This window comes from Polaribacter sp. YIW18 (assembly GCF_057219325.1).
On the sequence record NZ_JBXVVE010000003.1, the window covers coordinates 22,236 to 41,870 of the forward strand.

Annotated in this window: 19 protein-coding genes and 1 tRNA gene; 11 read left to right on the top strand and 9 right to left on the bottom strand. The window is 28.5% G+C overall.

Annotation, left to right across the window (positions count from 1 at the left end):
* Nucleotides 1-11 precede the first annotated feature (11 nt).
* Together AC2D6T_RS03930 and AC2D6T_RS03935 are read left to right on the top strand one after the other, a co-directional pair.
* Nucleotides 12-2,513: a DUF4268 domain-containing protein gene (locus AC2D6T_RS03930; protein ID WP_484680528.1), complete on the top strand. Its 2,502-nt coding sequence runs from the start codon at nucleotides 12-14 to the stop codon at nucleotides 2,511-2,513.
* Between the two features lie 118 nt (nucleotides 2,514-2,631).
* Nucleotides 2,632-3,522 (top strand): hypothetical protein, encoded by an 891-nt coding sequence (locus AC2D6T_RS03935; RefSeq protein WP_484680529.1) that lies wholly within the window; start codon nucleotides 2,632-2,634, stop codon nucleotides 3,520-3,522.
* 195 nt (nucleotides 3,523-3,717) lie between these two features.
* Here the strand turns inward: AC2D6T_RS03935 and AC2D6T_RS03940 are convergent, their stop codons facing one another.
* Nucleotides 3,718-4,380, bottom strand: a complete 663-nt coding sequence (locus AC2D6T_RS03940; RefSeq protein ID WP_484680530.1) for a hypothetical protein — start codon at nucleotides 4,378-4,380, stop codon at nucleotides 3,718-3,720.
* Between the two features lie 170 nt (nucleotides 4,381-4,550).
* Nucleotides 4,551-6,173, bottom strand: coding sequence for a 3'-5' exonuclease (locus tag AC2D6T_RS03945; RefSeq protein WP_484680531.1), 1,623 nt, complete (start codon nucleotides 6,171-6,173; stop codon nucleotides 4,551-4,553).
* Nucleotides 6,174-6,200: 27 nt separating this feature from the next.
* Between AC2D6T_RS03945 and AC2D6T_RS03950 the strand changes: the two genes are divergently transcribed.
* The 8 genes from AC2D6T_RS03950 (at nucleotide 6,201) to AC2D6T_RS03985 (ending at nucleotide 9,671) form a co-directional block, all read left to right on the top strand.
* Entirely contained in the window at nucleotides 6,201-6,656 is a 456-nt protein-coding gene (locus AC2D6T_RS03950) for a hypothetical protein (protein ID WP_484680532.1), read from the top strand.
* 138 nt (nucleotides 6,657-6,794) lie between these two features.
* Entirely contained in the window at nucleotides 6,795-7,034 is a 240-nt protein-coding gene (locus AC2D6T_RS03955) for a hypothetical protein (RefSeq protein WP_484680533.1), read from the top strand.
* 138 nt (nucleotides 7,035-7,172) lie between these two features.
* Nucleotides 7,173-7,481, top strand: coding sequence for a hypothetical protein (locus AC2D6T_RS03960; RefSeq protein WP_484680534.1), 309 nt, complete (start codon nucleotides 7,173-7,175; stop codon nucleotides 7,479-7,481).
* A gap of 4 nt (nucleotides 7,482-7,485) precedes the next feature.
* Nucleotides 7,486-7,854 (top strand): hypothetical protein, encoded by a 369-nt coding sequence (locus AC2D6T_RS03965; protein WP_484680535.1) that lies wholly within the window; start codon nucleotides 7,486-7,488, stop codon nucleotides 7,852-7,854.
* A gap of 6 nt (nucleotides 7,855-7,860) precedes the next feature.
* A complete protein-coding gene (locus AC2D6T_RS03970; RefSeq protein WP_484680536.1) occupies nucleotides 7,861-8,277 on the top strand; it encodes a hypothetical protein in 417 nt (138 codons plus the stop codon).
* Nucleotides 8,278-8,637: 360 nt separating this feature from the next.
* Nucleotides 8,638-8,784, top strand: a complete 147-nt coding sequence (locus AC2D6T_RS03975) for a glycine zipper domain-containing protein (protein WP_484680537.1) — start codon at nucleotides 8,638-8,640, stop codon at nucleotides 8,782-8,784.
* A 99-nt stretch (nucleotides 8,785-8,883) separates the two neighbouring features.
* The gene (locus AC2D6T_RS03980) at nucleotides 8,884-9,204 is read left to right on the top strand and encodes a DUF2834 domain-containing protein (protein ID WP_484680538.1); all 321 of its coding nucleotides are present in this window, start codon (nucleotides 8,884-8,886) and stop codon (nucleotides 9,202-9,204) included.
* 89 nt (nucleotides 9,205-9,293) lie between these two features.
* Complete coding sequence (locus AC2D6T_RS03985; protein WP_484680539.1) at nucleotides 9,294-9,671, top strand: hypothetical protein; 378 nt, start codon at nucleotides 9,294-9,296, stop codon at nucleotides 9,669-9,671.
* Between the two features lie 5 nt (nucleotides 9,672-9,676).
* Here AC2D6T_RS03985 and AC2D6T_RS03990 read toward each other — a convergent pair whose 3' ends face one another.
* The gene (locus tag AC2D6T_RS03990; protein WP_484680540.1) at nucleotides 9,677-10,756 is read right to left on the bottom strand and encodes a tyrosine-type recombinase/integrase; all 1,080 of its coding nucleotides are present in this window, start codon (nucleotides 10,754-10,756) and stop codon (nucleotides 9,677-9,679) included.
* Nucleotides 10,757-10,795: 39 nt separating this feature from the next.
* On the opposite strand from AC2D6T_RS03990, the gene AC2D6T_RS03995 reads away from it, so the two are divergent.
* A tRNA-Arg gene (locus AC2D6T_RS03995) sits at nucleotides 10,796-10,858 on the top strand.
* Between the two features lie 244 nt (nucleotides 10,859-11,102).
* On the opposite strand, the gene AC2D6T_RS04000 is transcribed toward AC2D6T_RS03995, so the two are convergent.
* The 6 genes from AC2D6T_RS04000 to AC2D6T_RS04025 all read right to left on the bottom strand — a co-directional run bounded on the left by AC2D6T_RS04000 (nucleotide 11,103) and on the right by AC2D6T_RS04025 (nucleotide 19,523).
* On the bottom strand, nucleotides 11,103-12,638 hold the full coding sequence (locus AC2D6T_RS04000; RefSeq protein ID WP_484680541.1) for a hypothetical protein: 1,536 nt from the start codon (nucleotides 12,636-12,638) through the stop codon (nucleotides 11,103-11,105).
* 35 nt (nucleotides 12,639-12,673) lie between these two features.
* Entirely contained in the window at nucleotides 12,674-14,965 is a 2,292-nt protein-coding gene (locus AC2D6T_RS04005; RefSeq protein WP_484680542.1) for an FdhF/YdeP family oxidoreductase, read from the bottom strand.
* Between the two features lie 3 nt (nucleotides 14,966-14,968).
* On the bottom strand, nucleotides 14,969-15,763 hold the full coding sequence (gene fdhD / locus AC2D6T_RS04010; RefSeq protein WP_484680543.1) for a formate dehydrogenase accessory sulfurtransferase FdhD: 795 nt from the start codon (nucleotides 15,761-15,763) through the stop codon (nucleotides 14,969-14,971).
* Nucleotides 15,764-15,978: 215 nt separating this feature from the next.
* Nucleotides 15,979-17,157, bottom strand: coding sequence for a class I SAM-dependent methyltransferase (locus AC2D6T_RS04015; protein WP_484680544.1), 1,179 nt, complete (start codon nucleotides 17,155-17,157; stop codon nucleotides 15,979-15,981).
* 4 nt (nucleotides 17,158-17,161) lie between these two features.
* A complete protein-coding gene (locus AC2D6T_RS04020) occupies nucleotides 17,162-18,244 on the bottom strand; it encodes an AI-2E family transporter (protein ID WP_347187145.1) in 1,083 nt (360 codons plus the stop codon).
* Between the two features lies 1 nt (nucleotide 18,245).
* Complete coding sequence (locus AC2D6T_RS04025; protein ID WP_484680545.1) at nucleotides 18,246-19,523, bottom strand: hypothetical protein; 1,278 nt, start codon at nucleotides 19,521-19,523, stop codon at nucleotides 18,246-18,248.
* Nucleotides 19,524-19,635: the final 112 nt, after the last annotated feature.

A 19,635-nucleotide genomic window follows, 5' to 3' on the forward strand; every position in this document is an offset into this window, starting at 1 on the left:
AATCAATTATTATGAAAGCTAACGAACTACCTATAAATAACTTTTTACAAGCTCCAAATATTCAATTTGTTATACCTGTATATCAGCGTAATTATGATTGGACAACAAGTGAATGCAAACAATTAGCAAATGATATTTTAGCTGTTGAAAATCAAAACAGAGGAACTCATTTTATTGGAAGTATTGTATTTATACATGAAGGTACATACAGTACTAGTGAGGTCAAAGAATTAGTAATTATAGATGGTCAGCAACGTCTTACAACTATAAACATACTGTATGTTGCCTTATATCGTTTTGCTAAAGAAAATGGCTTAGAGAAGGAGGCAGACATGCTATACAATATGTTTTTGGTAAACCAGTATGTAGAAAATGAGTCAAGCAAATTGAAATTAAAGCAAACAGATAACAACTCACTTGCGTTTAAAGCTATAATGAACTCAACGGAAAATCAATTTCAATCATATTCTAATGTAATTGAAAATTATAGCTTCTTTAGAGAAATTATAAAACTTGATAATTTTCAAACACTTATCAATGGTCTAAAAAGATTGATTTTTGTTGAAATATCTCTAGAAAGAGGAAAGGATGATCCACAAAGAATATTTGAAAGTTTAAACTCAACAGGTTTAGAATTATCTCAATCTGATCTAATTAGAAATTTTATTCTTATGGATTTAGAGCCTAAAGAACAATATAAAATTTTTACGCATATTTGGAATCCTATAGAAGAAAATGCTAGGGATTTAAGTAAGCAAAAATCTCTTGTGTCAGATTATATAAGAGATTATATAACTTTAAAAACTAAAAAGATACCTAACAAAGGGAAGGTATACCTTGAGTTTAAAAAACTATACAGTAATAAGAGTGAAGCGGATTTTAGTGAAGAACTTGAAAATATAAAAACACTATCATTTCACTATAAAAAATTTATTAACCCTTCTACTGAACTAGATTCAAGTTTGAGAAGAGAGTTAGAGTATATCTCACGTTTAGAAATTAATGTTTCTTATCCTTTTTTATTACAAGTATTTGAAGACTTAGAAAACGATATTATTGATATTAAAACTTTGCTTAAAGTATTAAAATTAATTCAGTCTTACACATGGAGGAGGTTTGTTGTAGGATTGCCTACAAATGCTCTTAATAAGATTTTTATGACCTTATATTCTGAAATTGACTATGAAGATTACTTTGAATCTTTAGCGCTTGCATTAATAAGAAAAAGAGGTAGCGGTAAATTCCCAACAAACCAAGATTTAAAAACAGCTTTAAAAGATAAAGATCTTTATAATATAAAGAGTAAGAATAGAAGTTATATGTTTGAGTTATTAGAAAATTTTAATAACAGAGAGTATGTGAATACAAATATTGATGAAATTACTATTGAGCATATTTACCCTCAAAACCCAAATGAAGATTGGAGTACTTCTTTGACGCCTCAGGATTTTATGTTATTTAAAGATTATTATCTAAATACAGTAGCAAATTTAACTTTATCTGGTAATAATGGAGCTCTAAGCAATAAGTCTTTTAAAGCAAAGAGAGACATGAATGCAAATAATCGAGAGCAAGGGTATAAATATAGTAGACTTTGGTTAAATGATTATTTAAAAGGTATAGAAAATTGGACTGTTAGTGAATATAATGAGCGTTTTAATATTATATATGAAAGGTTTTTAAATGTTTGGGGATATCCTGAAATAGAATATCAGGTAGAAAATGAAAATGTTGAGGTTAGTATTTTTAATGCAGGAAACCCAACACATCAAAAATTAGAGTTTTTTATATTGGAAGATACTAAAATTGAAGAAACTGCAATTTCTCAAATGTACAATTACGTAATTGACGTTTTATTTGAAAAAAATGCGCAATTATTATTGCAAGATCAAAATTTCTTCAAAATAAATAAAAATAGAAATGATTTTAGAACTCCTCATGAGTTAAGAAACGGTTACTATATAGAAACAAATATGGATAGTAGCTCAAAGTTTGTTATTCTAAAAAAATTATTACTATTATTTGAAATGGAAGATGAGTTAATAGTCAAGTTTTCAAATGAAAAACAAGTGGATACTAAAAGCAGGTTTGAAGTAAGAAAGGCTTTTTGGAAACAGTTATTACCTCAACTTAAAAATACAAGTTTATTTTCAAATGTAAACCCAACTAAAGATCACTGGCTTAGTACCGGAGCTGGTAAAACAGGTCTTTCATTTGTAATGATAATTACAAAAAAATACACTGCTATTGAGTTTTTAATGTCTAGAGTTTCCAAGCAAGAGAATAAGATTATTTACAGTAAATTATTAAAAAGAAAAATAGAGATTGAAGAAATTTTTGGAGGTAATTTATTTTGGGAAGAATTACCTGACAGTAAATCAAGTAGAGTCAGGGCTATACTTGATAATGTTAATTTGTTTCATAAAGAGGATTGGGGTAGAATGAATGATTTTTTAATTGAAAATTTACCAAAATTTGAAATAGCTTTTAAACCAGAAATAGAAAAAATATAAAAATAGCAACTATTATAAGAATAAAATATTAATTAATTGATAATCATAATATTATAATTTTAATTTGTATTTTTTTATTCATTTTTATATATTTATATGAATATTTTTAATCAAATCTATGGGGGATATCAAAGTTGAATACAATTATAAACAATTAAAAATTTCTGGTGATGAAATAGCTGATACAGAAACAGGAGAGACATTTGATATATCAAATTCAGTTTTATTAAAAAGAACTGAGAAAGGAAAAATATCTATAAGCTATTCTTTATATAATTTCATAAACAGTGAAAAAATTATTGATTTAGTTGTTTTTGGAATTAAAGATGTAGATCTAGCATTACTAATTTGTATGTCATTAAATATGTTAAAAGGTGAAAATATATGTCTAGAAAATAATGGTACCCCACATACAACAGCTTCAATTGCTTCAATGATTGGTCAAACAATACAATCAACTAAGCTCAAATTAAATAGATTAATGAACCTTAACTTGATATATTATGGTACCATTGATCATAGAAGAAATTCAGGTAAGGTATACGTTATAAATCCAAATATTTTAAAAACTGGTAATTTATCTAAGGTATTTTTGAAAAAATTATTTATTGGAAGTAAAGTTGTAATTAATAAACCTAATTTAGTTTTGTATAAGTATGATAATTTTTTTCATATAGATACTAATAATCTAAAGAAAACATTAAGTTCCAAAATAAAACTTGTAGATCTTGCCTTATTAATTGTAATGTCTTGCAATCTTGAACAGAACTTTAATATTTGTCTAGATCAAGATGACAAACCACATAATACAAAGTCTCTATCAAAGTTAACTAGAAGCTCACAAAAATCTATAAAAAATAAACTTGATAAATTAGTAGTTAATGGTTTCTTACACTATGGATTCACTAAAATCAAAAAATTTGGTAAGGTGTATTCTGTAAATCTTCATTTTGTAAAAGAGAGTAAATTTTTTGATTCTTCAATAAGAGAATTATTTAATGATTTTTAATTTTCAAATTATTGTAGAGGCTAATTATGTATGTTAAAATCTCTCTACCTCATACAATACGGCTCCCTACCTACAATTCAAACGTGGGTATCCCCCTGTGAGTTAGACCAAAAAAGTCAATTTGATAAAGCAAAAAGTTCTCTTAATAATTTGAGCACAGTAAGTATATATATAGCTATCTTTTTGATTAGAAGATTAAAAAGGTTCACTCTCACCATCCCAGTTTGGAAACATCTTTTTTAAATCCAAAAATTCACTTTCTGAGTTGAAAAATGGTTCAGATTCATCTTCTTCTTTTTCATTTAACTGGTCAATAGCTGTTACATCCTTTCTCCATTGGGTAACTTCCTCTTCAGACCAAAATTCATCTGGGCTAGGAATGTCATAAAAATTTATCTTAACAAGCGTTACAGCAGACTTAAAATAATATGTGTAATTAATTTCAAGTTTGGAGATATTAATAGGCCCTTGTCCTGCAACATTTAATAATCTCAGGATTAGTTGATTTCTTTCATCGGTTGAATTGGTATAAAACATAAGTTCAGTATAAGCTTTTTGTTTAATTTCCCAACCATTTGAAAACTCTAGTTCTAATTTTATAATATTATAGGGCTTGTCACTAAGGTATTCTATAAGCTCTGCTGTGTTTTTATGAGCCTTACGCATTTTCCTAATGGGATGTTTGGTGTTTTTACGCTGTCTGATGCCATTATTAACCTGATAATAAATGGTTTTATTCTTAATTTCAAGGTCTTTAAAGTGAAGTAAAAACCACAAGTTTCTCATAGTGTCAATCCCTAAGCTAAAGCTTTTATGGTTGGAGTAGAGTTCAATTGTGCTAATAAGGTATGACCGCATTTTAAGAAGTTTTAAATTGAAATTTGATTAATAATATTTTCATTAACGGATGGCCTGAATTTGTTTAATTAGTGTTATTTAATTTCTATCAATTTTGAATTATTTGACTGTTTAAACTTATTCAAAATATAACATTCAGGACATCAAAAAATAATAAGTAATTAAATTAGTTAATCATATTCATTAAAATTATCATATTCATAATTTTTATAATTTCCAGCAATCAAAATGTCTAATGGTATATGACTATAAACACCGTCTGAAAAGCGTTTTGAAATTAAACCATTATAACTTGGTATTATTGAATTTTGTAAATGAATTTCAGATAATATTTCACCATATTTATCAAAGATTGAAGGTTCTAAATAATCACACTGATAAAGATTCGAACAACTTGTAAAATAAAATATTACCTCACTATCCACTTTAAATTCTGTGTAATGAACAAATAACTCATTTTTTTTAAAAATATACCTGTCTTTAATATATGTATTCTTAGAACTACCATAAAATCTTACATCCTCTATGTAATTCAATGAAGGATGATTTTTTTCGGTGGTGTAATCACATTTATGCATTATCTCAAAGCTATCATTATATCTTATTATTGAATTTATAATCCCATCAATAAAAAATTGAATAGATAAAACTTTATTCCTGCCCCCAAGATATGCATAGTATGACAATCTTCTTTCAATATCAATCATCTTATAAAATGAAATTAAATTATTATTTTCATCCCATTCTTTATTACATATAACAGGACCGTTTTGGCTGCATTCAGTGTATGTTTTTAGTCTTCCGTTTGAAAATGTTTTTTGGCAAATTATAAAGCCCTCGTAATAATATTGTTCCTTATAGATTTGACCAGATGTGTTTTTAAATAAAATTGTTGAAGTGTAGAATGGATTTGTTTCCTGATTTTTTCCCCTCATATCTTCCCAGTAATCATCAAAATCTACCCGTGGCTCTAGATCTGATGTACGTTCATCACTTCTTACATCCGCATACAGATCCAGGTTTGTATAACGTACTGTAAATTTATTTTCATCATCAAAAAAGCGTAATTTTTGAGCCTGATTATATTTCTCTAACCAACTAATTCCAGGTCTATTATACGTATGCAACTCCTCATATAGATCATCTTTTGTACTGAAATCTTTAGCGTTAATATTGTATTTTTCAATGGCCTGTTCAATAATTTTAAAAACTTGTGCATGGGGATCAAAACCACTTAGTAAATCTAATTTCCAAAAACACCTAGCTGTAGCTTTTAAGTCATCAAAAGCATTATGAGCATTAAAGGCTTCATTAAATAGTTTGTGATATAATTCCTCAAGCTTTGGCCATTTATAACCATATGGTCCGGGTATTTTGCAAAATTCAGTAGTTGCCTTCATGGTGCATATATGCTCTTTATCTTTTAAGCTGTTTTCAAGATCATTTCTTAAAAGTTCTGAACCCATAATGTTATAATCATAACTATAATTGTGGGCTACAATTAAGCCACAGCTTTTTACTGAAGACGAAAAAACCTTCAAAATGGTTAATAAATCTACACCTGTTTCTAATGCTTTTTCTGTGGTTATCTTGTGCACAGCACTAGCTTCTGAAGGGATTGTAAAACCAATTGGCTTTATAACATACTCATGCTCCTCTAGCAAATCTCCATTTGAGTTATAAACTTGCCATGCAATTTGAACTAATCTTGGCCAGTTATCAAGTTGTTCTACCGGAGCATTCCAATTTTTTGGCAATCCGGTTGTTTCAGTGTCAAAAAATAAAATTTTCATAACTGCAATTTAACTATATTTGATAATATGAAATACATTATGCTTTTAATTTTTATTACTTCCTTGAGTTGCAAACGATCAACAGACTATAGTGGCTCTTGGATGAGCGCTGGAGATAATTTTGAGAATACATTAACCCTTGAGAAAGTTAAGGGAAAGCAAGACACTTACAAATTTTCATTTAATGGCTGGAGAAGATCTTATGATATTTTGGCAAAACAAAATATTAAATTTTTAGGGGGTATGGATGATGAAGTTTTTGTCATTGAAGTCAAAGAAAATCAAGCTTTGTATAGTGATGATGGGCGTGAGTTTAGTGAAGAGTTTCCCCTATACAATGAGGGGGAGGAGCGTTGTAAGCTATATTTTGAATTAACTAATAACAAAATTATAGTTAAGACAGAAAGTTGTCATTTTATATATGGGGGTAAAGGTGTACTGTTTGACGGTGTTTATAAAAAGCTAAACTTATCTGATAACTAAGTGTTTTAAGCTTCTCTAATATTTGATCTTATTTGGCTATCTAAACTTTTCCCAAGTTTCATTTCAAATATTTTAATTTAATGTATGGATTTCTTTATATTTGAAATTAATGGTTACTAATATAAATTTTTAGGGGGTATGGACGATGAAGTTTTTGTCATTGAAGTCAAAGAAAATCAAGCTTTGTATAGTGATGATGGGCGTGAGTTTAGTGAAGAGTTTCCCCTATACAATGAGGGGGAGGAGCGTTGTAAGCTATATTTTGAATTAACTAATAACAAAATTATAGTTAAGACAGAAAGTTGTCATTTTATATATGGGGGTAAAGGTGTACTGTTTGACGGTGTTTATAAAAAGCTAAACTTATCTGATAACTAAGTGTTTTAAGCTTCTCTAATATTTGATCTTATTTGGCTATCTAAACTTTTCCCAAGTTTCATTTCAAATATTTTAATTTAATGTATGGATTTCTTTATATTTGAAATTAATGGTTACTAATATAAATTTTTAGGGGGTATGGACGATGAAGTTTTGATTATTGTAGTCTTTTCAATTGTATTAGTATTTCTTCTTATTTTATTAATTAGATTTATTTCAAATTGGGTTAGACCTTCCAAAAGTAAAGTTGACAAAGGACTTTGGGAATCAAAAACTAATCCTTTATCCAACTTGAAATTTCACTTGAGAGGAGTGATTTTTATAATTTCACTTATTGTACCTGTTATTGGAGTGATATTAATGTTTACAGGTAATGATTGGGGAGCAGGTTTATTTATTTTTGGATTTTTGTTGCTAGGAATAATATCACGAATATTTAATGATTAAAATTATGATTTGGAACAATATTAGGGAATGGTTTAATCACCATGCTGAAAAGAATCAATTAGTTAAGGAGTTTAATCTTAATGCCAAACACGCTTTTATTAATGGTGAAGTGCCAACTCTATTAAAAGCAAAAACTTCTTGGGGGAATAGTAAATTTAAACATGCTTTTTCAAACACTTGGTCTGGTTTTAGAATTAAGGTAACAAATAAAGGGGAAGTTAGCCTTGAGTTTTGTAAAATAATAGGTTTGTTAATTACTCAAGATCAAGTTTTAGTCAGAAAATTAATAAGTTGTGGCTTTGACACATTGGAAGTTTTTGGAATGGAGGGAGATGGTTTTCAAACAGGATTAACATTACTTCTTTCAGAATAGTATATTATGATACAGGAACAAATTGATAATATTAATAATAAGACTAAGTTACCTATTAGCTTCATTGACCAAATTTTACAAGACCCTATTTACATGCTAATTATTGGTGTAGTCATTGGTTTGATTTTATCATATATTTTTAAAATACTTTATGTAAATAAAACCACTTTACCAAATATTGATTTAGCCAAAGAACCAATTGAATCAAAAGGAAACTTTGGCAGTTTGTTTCAGAATTTAAGTAACTCAGACAAGTGTAAAGAGTTATACAAGTCATTAATGATTAAAGTTCATCCTGATAAGTATTCAGGCACTAATAAAGAAGGTAGAGCATCAGAATTATCACAAGAGTTAGGTAAGTGTAAACTTAACTACAGTAAGTTAAAAGAACTTGAAAAGATCATTTTATATGAATTTAAATGATTTATTAAGTTGGTGTTATTTCTCTTTGAACCATCCTATTATTAATAGAACAACCCCAATTAAAAAGAAATAAATATTAAAAATAATTGGTCCTAAAATTAATGACATGAAGCTCATCACCACAAGACCAACCCATTCAAATCCTAGATTTACAAAGCAACTAACCTAAAAAACTAAAATTGTAATTATTATTAATATCCAAATAGCAATTTCATAATTTTCCCATAATGGGTCTTCCTTTTTTTTCACATTTTTTTGTTAAATATAATAATTAAATTTTATTATGTATTCTTACTTTAACTCATCTATTTCTAATCCTTTCAAACAAGTTAAACTTATACTTATTATATTTGTATTACTATGAAACAGAAGAAAGGATTTTACATTGGAGTAGGGTTAATGATTGGAGTATTAATTGGAGTTTATTTAGATAACATTGGATTGTGGATATCATTAGGATTAGTATTTGGAGTTTCCATTGAAAACAGTAAACAACCAAAAAAATAGCTAAACCATAGGCATATCTTTCTCCTTTAATTCAATTATTTCTTAAGCTCTTAGGTAGGTTAAACTAACATTGATTACATTTAAGTAAACTAACTTATTATGAAAAAAGTATTTGCCATATTGTGCATTTTAGGAATAGCTTACCCTTATTATTTCATTTTTAAATTTATTGAAATAAATAATTGGGAATGGTCTACATCACTATTTTTTGAACAAATTCATCAGAATTATGCAATGAGTATTCTAATAGCTGATTTAACTGTAGCAGCCACGTCTTTTTTTATTTTTATTATTTACAGATTAAAAGTAAAAGCAATCAGTAAAAAACAGTTCATAAAGTATTTGATTTCTTTGTTTATAGTTGGCTTTTCATTAGCTCTACCTTTATATCTATATGATAATTATGAAAAGAATAACTAAACCATAAATATATAGTGTTTCTTCAGTTCAGGGAGTTCTAAACCTCTTAAGTAGGTTAAACTTATATTTAAAGTAAAACTAATTTAATTATGAAAAATTTAATTTTATTATTACTGTTTATTCCACTTGTTTCTTTGGGTCAAACTTTTGAATTAACAAACGGTCAAAATATGTGTATGATAGGCAAGGGTAAGGGGCAAGATGCAACAATTAACCCTTATGCTGATAAAGAGTATTCATATGCTTTGATAGAAAATATTGGATTAGTTGAATTTAAGGTTAGAGTTGAATCTATTGAAAATGAAATAAGAGAATTTATAGTTAAACCGAGCGATAAAGTTGTTGTTAAAATTTACAGAGCTGAAATATTATATCTTGATTCTTTAACATTGGATAAAGCAGAGGCAAAAATAATGTATACAATAAATGAGAATGACCTTCCCCCTCCACCTCCTCCAAAATATTAAATATCCTAAACCATAGGCATATCTTCTTCCTTTAATTCAGCTATTTCTAATCCTCGTAAGTAGGTTAAACTTACATTTATAGATGAATGCCCCATTGCTTTTTGTAGCTTGGTTATAGAACCTGTTCTCTTAAATATTTCTATAGCTCCTGAGTGCCTAAAAGAATATAATGTTTGTCCTTGCTCAAGTATCTTTGATTGTCTCTTAAAACGACTCCAAAGTGTCTTAAAATAGTCTTTGTTTAAAGGTTGAGGTTTACCTGAAAAGATATTATGATGAGGTTCTCCTTTAACAAGAATTTCTCTAACATAAGATGGAACAGGAACAATTCTATTTCTACCTGATTTATTTCTATTTCCTGATAAATGGATATATTTAAGGTCATAAGAAAAGTCAGACCAAGTAAGTTCTCTTATCTCACGATGAGGTCTTAAAAGACATCCATAGGTCATTAGGCAACATAGATATAGTTGTTTGTTATAAGCTTTTATAGAATCAAATATTTCATTAAGATTAGTAAAGGGTTTGTGCATTTTAGCATTTGTTCTTTTTGACTTTATGCTTTGCATTGGATTAGAAGTCATTCCTATTTTTCTTGCTTCATTTATAAGAGAACATAACCTCAGTCTATATGTGTTATAAGAACTTTCTGAATTGTATATATTTAAGACTCTTTCTACATGTAGAGGTTGGATAGGGGAGTCTTTTAACTCTACAACAAGTTTATTAAATATAAACTGTAACATCTCTTTATATTTTTTGGTGAAGTTTTGTTTGAGTTTATTGTTTAAAGCTACTGTTAGGTAATCTTTGTCTGTCATATTAGGTTTAATGAGATTAGACACCTTAAGTTGCTCTAATGTTAATCCACTCAATAAAAATTGATATACCTCTGATGCTAATAGATTACCCATTTGTATTCTTTCAGGAATTGGGTAGGAGTTTGGATAAATATCAGAATTTATTCTAGACCCATTAAACAATCTATATCGTTTGTTATTTTGATAAAATACTACATAAACTCTACTTGCAGAATTAATTTTTACTCTTGGATAATTTGCTTTCATCTGGCACACTTTTGACACATTAAATTTTAATTAATGGTTAAGTGTTTGGTAGTTAGTAGCTCAGCTGGATAGAGCACCTCCCTTCTAAGGAGGCGGTCGAAGGTTCGAATCCTTCAGGGCTCACTTAAAGCTTCACAGAAATGTGAGGCTTTTTTGTTGTTTACAAACTACGTTTTATAGGGGTTACAGAGCTTATAAGTATTTTAATATTTCAAATATAACTTTAGAGGGTTTATATTTAAGTTTTTTTGAAACTATAATTAATAGGAAAAAAATACATATAAAGTAAGTAGAGCTTTAAACTGTGTTTGAATAAATAAAAAACTAACTAGTATTAATACGACTAGTCTAAGTGATTATAAAATTATTTCATATTTAAAAAAGAAAAATTATAACTTAGACCTAAATTTATAAAAGCATTATTTAAATTACCTCCTTTTGCTTTTACGTAGCCTAGAGATCCTCTTAAGTTTAAAGTATTATTTAGCTGATAATCGGCACCAAAACTTGGTTTTATTATGAGTCCTTCTCCAGTGCTAATATTTCCACCACCAGCTGCACCTGCTAAAATTTGACCGAAAAAACGGGTATGAATACCCATAGTTTTTTTAGATTTTATTCCCAAACCAACCAAACCCTCTGCATATGCACCAGCATTTCCAAAATTGGCAAAAGAGGTTTGTCCTGCTACATACAAATGTTTATTTAAGTCTAAATTTATCTGTAAAGATATTTGATGCATATCTTCTGTGGGTTCTGATATTCTTTTAGCATTAAAATACCAGTCATGTTTTATAATAAAATCAACGCCTTTAAATTTTCCTGAGCTAAAATGTTTCTTGTTTGCTATTGTGCCACTTCTATCTAAATAATATTTTAAACCAACACCATAAGAAGAAGTAGAAAATAATTGACTAGGAGTTAATAGATAACCTTTATTTATGGCTATAAATGTATTTTTAAATAGTTTTTGTTCTAAAGAAACATCAGGAGCAATCATAAAGCCACCATCAGAATTCACACCACCACCACCACCAGCACCAATACTAAATTTTGTTAAAATATGAGTGTTATTTTTATTGAAACTAAAATGGTAGCCACCTCCTAAAAACACATCCATGTAACCAGCTTTAATACCACTATATGCGCCATCTACTTTAATAAAGCCAAACCAATTTTTAGTAAAATAATTGGCAAATTCAAAACCAGCCAATCTTATAGTTTTTCCTTGAATAACTTGTTCTTGAGTAGGTAAAGCTTTTGTGACATCTAAATTATTTAAATGCACCATTAAAGAAGTTCTTTGTGTTTTTTGATTCCAGTTGCTTTTATTTAATTCTTTTAACTGATATACATTTTCTCTTTTATTATAGTTTGAATAATCATAATTTAAAGGAATTTCTAACGCTACATTTAATTGATTTCCTTTGATTAAACCATCATCAAAAAAGTGTATATAACTCCATCCTGTATTTAAAGAAAAGTATTTAAAATGATATCCTAAATTAAAGTGAGGCAAGATAAATGCACCACCACCATCTGGTGCTGCAGCACCACCACCACCACCAAAGTGGAAACCTGTATCTAAATAAAGTTTTTCGGTTAAAAACTTTTTATAACCTGCATTAATCCCTAAAGTAAAAAAACCACCTCTCTTTCCAGACACTGCTCCATAAATACCTAAACCTGTGTAAAAAGATTTATTTAAAAATAGATTATAATGTATCCCGGCAAAACCCATATTCGGTTCGTTAGGAATATTAAATTCAGGCATGTTGATAGATAGAAAGTTTATTTTTGCAAATCCTTTTTGTGTTAATTTATTAGGCGCTGTTTCGTTTTGAGAAACTAAAATTTGACATGTTATAATTGTTATAATTAAAAGGGAAAACTTTTTCATTAAATGATTTTTAAACTATTTTTAACAAAGATAAATTATCTTTTTTCAATACTAATAATTACAGTTTTAGAAGCAGGTGTATTGCTTGTATGAGCTACATTTGTTATGGGTACTAAAACATTTGCTTCTGGAAAATAGGTTGCTGTACATTGCTCTGGGATGTCATAAGCTACCACTAAAAAACCTTTAGCAAACCTTTCGTTATTCTTAAAATGACTTTTTAAATCTACCAAATCTAAAGATTTTAAATGCTGTTTTTTCATGTCTTTAGCATTCATAAAAATAATTCTTCTTTCATTTAAAACACCTCTGTATCTATCATTTAAACCATAAATAGTTGTGTTGTATTGGTCGTGAGTTCTTATGGTCATCATTATAAATTGATTTTCTTTTAGCTCAATATCAGAGGGTTTATTTAATGTAAAGTTTGCTTTTCCTGTATGTGTGGGTTTAAAGTTGTTATCTCTAGCATTGTTGGGTAAATAAAACCCGCCTTTTTGTCTCACACGCTTGTTATAATTTTTAAAACCAGGAATTACTTTTTCAATTTTATTACGAATTAAATCGTAATTAGATATAAGTTTTGTCCAATTTACGGTTGTTTTTTTAAGTGTTGCATTTGCTAAACCTACTACAATTGCAGGTTCGCTGAGTAGTTTTTTAGAAACAGGTTCTAAATGACCTTGAGATGAATGCACAACTCCCATAGAGTTTTCTACAGAAATAAATTGCGCTCCAGAAACTTGATAGTCTTTTTCTGAGCGTCCTAAACATGGTAATATTAAGGCTTGTTTACCATGTATTAAATGACTTCTGTTTAGCTTTGTAGATACATGAACTGTAAGGTCACAATTTTGTAAAGCTTTCGCAGTAAATGTTGTATCTGGTGTTGCAGAAACAAAATTACCGCCCATGCCAAAAAATATTTTTGCTTTTTTCTGATGCATAGCTTCTATAGCTTCCACCACATCAAAACCATGTTTTCTTGGAGATTGAAACTGAAAGGTTTCCTCTAATTTGTCTAAAAATTTTGTAGGCATTTTTTCCCAAATACCCATAGTTCTATCTCCTTGAACATTAGAATGACCACGAACAGGGCAAGTGCCAGCCCCTTTTTTACCAATACTACCTTTTAAAAGTAAAATATTTACAAGTTCTCTAATATTGTCTACAGAGTTTTTGTGTTGCGTTAACCCCATTGCCCAACAAATAATTATTTTATCATTATTGATAATCATATCTGTGGCTTTTTGTATTGTGTCTAAAGAGAGCCCAGTTTGAGGAAGTAGGTCTTCTATTTTATAACTGTCTAAGTCTAAAAGCATTTCTTCTAAACCATTCGTTTTTTCTTTTATAAATAGATGATTAAAGACAGTTCCAGGTTTTTCTGTCTCTTTTTCTTTCATCAGTTTTAGGATGATTTTTAGCAAAGCAACATCACCATTTATTTTTATTTGTAGAAATAAGTCTGTTAACTCTTGCCCAGAACCTATCCATTTTAGTGGATTTTGAGGGTCTTTAAAGTTCATTAACCCAACTTCTGGTAATGGATTTACAGTGATAATTTTACCACCTCTTTTTTTAGTTTCTCCAAGAGCTGTTAACATCCTTGGATGATTTGTACCTGGGTTTTGCCCAATGACAATAACCAAATCAGCATGATTAAAATCATCTAAAGTAACAGAACCTTTACCAATGCCTAGGGTTTGTGTAAGTGCAGCACCACTAGATTCGTGACACATATTAGAGCAATCTGGTAAATTGTTTGTACCAAATTGTCTAACGAATAACTGATACAAAAAAGCAGCTTCATTACTGGTTCTTCCAGAAGTATAAAAAATGGCTTCGTCTGGAGAAGTTAAATTATTTAATTCCTTTCCAATCAGTTGGAAAGCATCATCCCAAGAAATTTCCTCATAATAATCTTTCCCTTCAGGTAAATACATTGGGTGTGTAATTCTACCACTTTTACCCAATTCATAATCTGACCATTTGGTCATTTCTGAAACAGAATTTGTGGTAAAAAATAGGGGAGATACTTTATTTTTTGTAGCTTCTTCTGCAACAGCTTTTGCACCATTTTCGCAATATTCTGCTAAAAAAGCACGTTTTGCATCTGGATCTGGCCATGCACAACCTGGGCAATCAAAACCATCATATTGATTTAAGTTTTTTAGTAATTTTATTCCTTTTACAACGCCAACTTCATTTTTGATTTGTGTTAATGCAGATTTTATAGCATTTATGCCTACAGAAGTTTCAGGTACTTTTACCAATTTAATACCTGTTAATTTTTCTGGTGGTTGTGCATTTATTTCTTCAGACATAGTTTAATTTTTTAAGGATGCTGTATTTGCGTAAATTGTCATTTTAGAGTCTCTTGTAAAACCAATTAGGCAAATACCAAATTCTTTTGCAAAATCGATAGCCAAAGAAGAGCAAGCAGAAACTGCTATAATTATAGGTATTTTTGCTATAAATGCTTTTGATACAATTTCGTAAGAAACCCTACCACTTACTAAAAGATAACGTGCTTCTTTTAAATTCTTGTTTTCTAATAAATCTCCTATTGTTTTATCTACTGCATTGTGGCGTCCAATATCTTCTTTAATAGAAAGTAATTTATGGTTTTTATTAAAAATAGCAGCAGCGTGACTGCCACCTGTTGCTTTAAAAGTATTTTGTAAATCACCCATTTTACAAAACATGTCTTTAATTTCTGCTATTGCTATTGCTGTTTTAGTTGATAGTTTTTTTCCGCTAACTTGTATGTCTTTTAGTTCTTTTTTACCACAAATACCGCAAGAAGAAACAGATAGTAAAGTTCTTTTATTTAAATATCCTTTACCCAATTGTTCTTTTGGGATGTTTATGTTTATAATAGTAGGTATGTTGTTTTCTTCTTTTTCTATATTCCATTTAAATGAATCTTTATGCTTATAAATATCTTCTGCATACAACAAACCTCTAATTAAGTCGATATCATTATCAGGTGTCCTCATAACAACTGTGTAAGGGTTTTTATTGATACTTATTTGCAAAGCAGCTTCTATAACAATATTATCTTTTGTAAGTTGTTGTAGCTGATTGGTTATTTTTAACCCCTGGTAAGTGTTAGTTTGCATAAAATACGATTGGCATATACAAACTTAACAAAAACAAGTGTAGTAAAAAAAAACAAAAATCTTAGAAACGAATCTAAGACTTTTATGAAGTGTATTTTACACTAATATGAAAACACCCAAATTTTTAAGAAATAATATTGTTAATTTAAACTTATAATAGTTGTTTTTTAATTGTCAATACAAATTAATAAACTTATTTAAAAAATCGTTAAAAACTATATTAATTTACTGCAAATCAAAACTATAGGTTTGTTTTTTATATTTGTTGTAAAGAAAATATATTCATCTCCACCATCTTTTATTTTTGTTTCTTTTCTAATTTGAGCAACCGTTTTCGGGAAATTTCTAGTTGTAATATTGGCTTTTTGATGGCGAATTAATTTTTTAAGCTTCTTTTTATCGTAAGAAATGTAGTGTTCTACTTTAAAACTCCTTCCAGGGAAATCTAAAATTTTATTAGAAGTATAAAGATGTGTATGTTTTTGTAGTTTATTTACCCTAAAATATTTAGTAATTTCATGAAAAGCCCCAGCTTTTAATATTGCAGCATTGGGTTCGTAAATATAATTTAAAGGTTCATTATAGATTGATTCAGATGCTTCTAAGTATTTAAAATTAAACTTTTCTTCAGTTTCTTTTTTAATGTTGATGGTTTTAATATCAATTGTATTTTCATAGTTTTTTTCTAGCAGAAAAAGAAGCTCTTTTACTTCGTTATTAACTGCAACAACATGTATTTCTTTTACATTTTTTAACTCCTTAATAGTTTGTGTAATGTCTAAAATAGGGGAGGTCTTAATCAAAATAGTTGTAGCCTTTGTAAATAGAAAATCTATTTTTGGCGACACTTGAGGTAAGCAATCCTTCAACAAAAAAACTTTGCCTTTAACATCATCTCTTCTTGAAGGGTCAATATAAATACAATCAAATAAAGTATCGTTTTCTTTTAAATAATTAAGGCCATTACCAGCAATGGTTTTTATGTTTTTTATTTTTAATTGACGATAATTGTAGGTAACAATTTCTGAAAGTTCTTTATTAATTTCACAGTGAATTACCTCTTTAAATTGTTTAGAAAAATTTAAACAATCTACACCAAAACCACCTGTAAGATCAATAATTTTATCACCCGTAATAATATTTGCTTTGTATTTTGCTGTAATTTCTGAGCTAGTTTGCTCGATACTAATTTTTTGAGGATAATAGATATGATACGTTTGAAACCAAGTTGGTAATTTTGTTTTAGATTTTTGCTTTGCTACAATTTGATTTGCCAATTCCTGCACAGTAACATCAGAAAAAGGGCTGCCTTTTAAGATTATTTTAGTAATATCTTTTTTTAAATTACTGTGTATAAACGTTTGTACATCTTCTTTTAAAATAGCTAAATTCAAAATTTTAAATATGTTTTGTTAGAGATTTTACTATTTTATTTTCTGATAAAAATTCTTTTAAAATAACTTTTAAAGCTGTGTAAAGAGGCACCGCAGTTATCATACCAACAATACCAAATAACAAACCACCAATAATAATAATTAAGAATATTTCTAAAGGATGAGATTTGGTTGTTTTAGAAAAAATAACAGGCTGACTCACAAAATTATCTACCAATTGTGCAATAAAATAACCAATCATTACATAAATAGTTGTAGGTAAAATTTCTGTTTGAAAATCTTGTCCAATATTACTTGTCATTGATAAAAATAACATAATAACTGCCCCAATTAATGGTCCAACATAAGGTATAAGGTTTAGCAAAGCACATAAAAATGCAATAACAACAGCGTTGTTAATACCAAAAATTAAAAGAACGATTGTATAGAGTATAAATAGAATTGAAATTTGAAAAATTAATCCAATAAAGTATCTTGATAATAAATTATTAATTGTTTCTAGCGATTTTGAAAACCTAGTTTCTGTTCCATTTGGAATAATTGTCATCACACCATTTTTTAGTAAATGACTATCTTTCATAAAGAAAAAAGAAATAAAAAGAATAGAAAATAACCCCACACTTAAAGAACCTACGGTACCTAAAACATAGTTTAATAAATTGGGGATTGCTTCAAATTGAGAGACAAAATCTACATTTTTTAATTCGTTTAAAACATCGATACCTCTTGTAGAAAAATAGCTTGTTATTTGGTTAAAAATGTTTTGTATATTTTGTTGCAGTTCGTCTACTTGTAAAAGCGATAAACTTTTACCTTGTTCTGTAATTAAAGGAATAAATAAAATAATTACGCCTGTAATAATCCCCAAAAATAAAAGCATTGTAGTTACCACTGCTATGGTATTTGGAAACTTTAATTTTCTTCTTAAAAAAATAATGATAGGTCTTGCAATTAAAGATAGTATTGCTGCAATTATGATGTAAATAATTACAGATTGTATTTTTAAAATAAAATACCCTAATAGAAAAACTCCTAATAATATGGCTAGTGCTCTTAAAATTCCGTTTGCTATTGTTTTAGATGTCATTTTAGTTATATCCTTTTACTTCTCCCATACTTAATTTTCTACCATTGCCAAATGTATGATTTGTTGGCAACAACGCACCACTTTCTGTGGTTATCCAATCTTCCCAAGTTGCAGATGTGCCATTCATTCGTTTGTTTTTTAGATATATTTTATAGCTTTTTGGCACATAATTATCGGCTAAAATCCAAATATACGAATCTCCAGGGGTTGTTCCTCCACTTGTGTAGGTTACTCTTAATGCAGTTTTATCATTAACTTGTTCTAGAGTTCTAATAACGCCATTATCAAATAATTTATGAGGTGCAACCAACCAGAAAGAATCGTTATTAAAAATATCCCAAGCTTTTTTTACAATGGTAGAATCTGCTGTTTTTTTTAGTTTATCATTAAAATATACTGAACTCTTTTCTTTTTTTTCTGGAAACAAATGAACGCGAATTGAATCCCAAGAAACATCTACAATATGCTTTTCTTTGTCCCATTTAAAACTTCTTTTTCCAACAAAACTCCATTCTATATATCTTGTATTTTTATAAGCTTTATGTTTAATCGCTTTTAAAACTTTGTTGGCTAACTCATTTGCTTTTGCGTTGTAAGCCTTTACATTAGTTATTGGAATTTCTAATCCAAACAAAGAAAGTTTATGGTTTGTAGGTAATTTTATACCAGATTCTGTTGTTTTTAAAGGTTGCCAAGTTGCGGAAACACCTCCAATTGGTAAAATGCTTGTCCACATTTTATAAGATTTTGGTAAATAATTATTGTCTAAAATCCATAAATAAGAATCTCCAGGAGTAGAGCCACCAGAAGTATATGTTATTAGTAAAGCCTCTTTACCTTGATGTTTTACAAGTCGTCTTTCTGTACCTTTATCAAAAACTTTATATGGTGCTACTAACCAAAAAGAATCATTGTTAAAAAAATCTTTTGCTTGTGTTATTAATTCGCTGTTTTTAGTTTTTTTGTTATCTATAAAAACAGTAGATTTTTCTGGTGATTTTGTATTCAAAACTACTTTTTTATTATCCCAAGAAACATGAACAATATTTTCTTGTTTGTACCATTTGTAATGATGCACATTTCTAAAACTCCATTCAATTACTTCTGTATTTTTAAAAGCATCGCTATTTAAAGCGTTTATCATTTTTATAGCTAGCGCATCTGCATCTTTTCCTGCTTTACCTTTTGGGAGTGCTTCGTTTTTTGCAAAATAATAGATAATTCCACCAACAAATAACACTAAAATTACCCCACTTAAAACTTTAAAAAACTGCTTCATTTTATATATTTTATAATAATAAAGCTAATTTATTACTTTTAAAAAGAAATTATTTATTTTGCTGGTAATAATCTAAAACATGTTTGGAGTTTTTAGGGTTTAATAGTTTTTA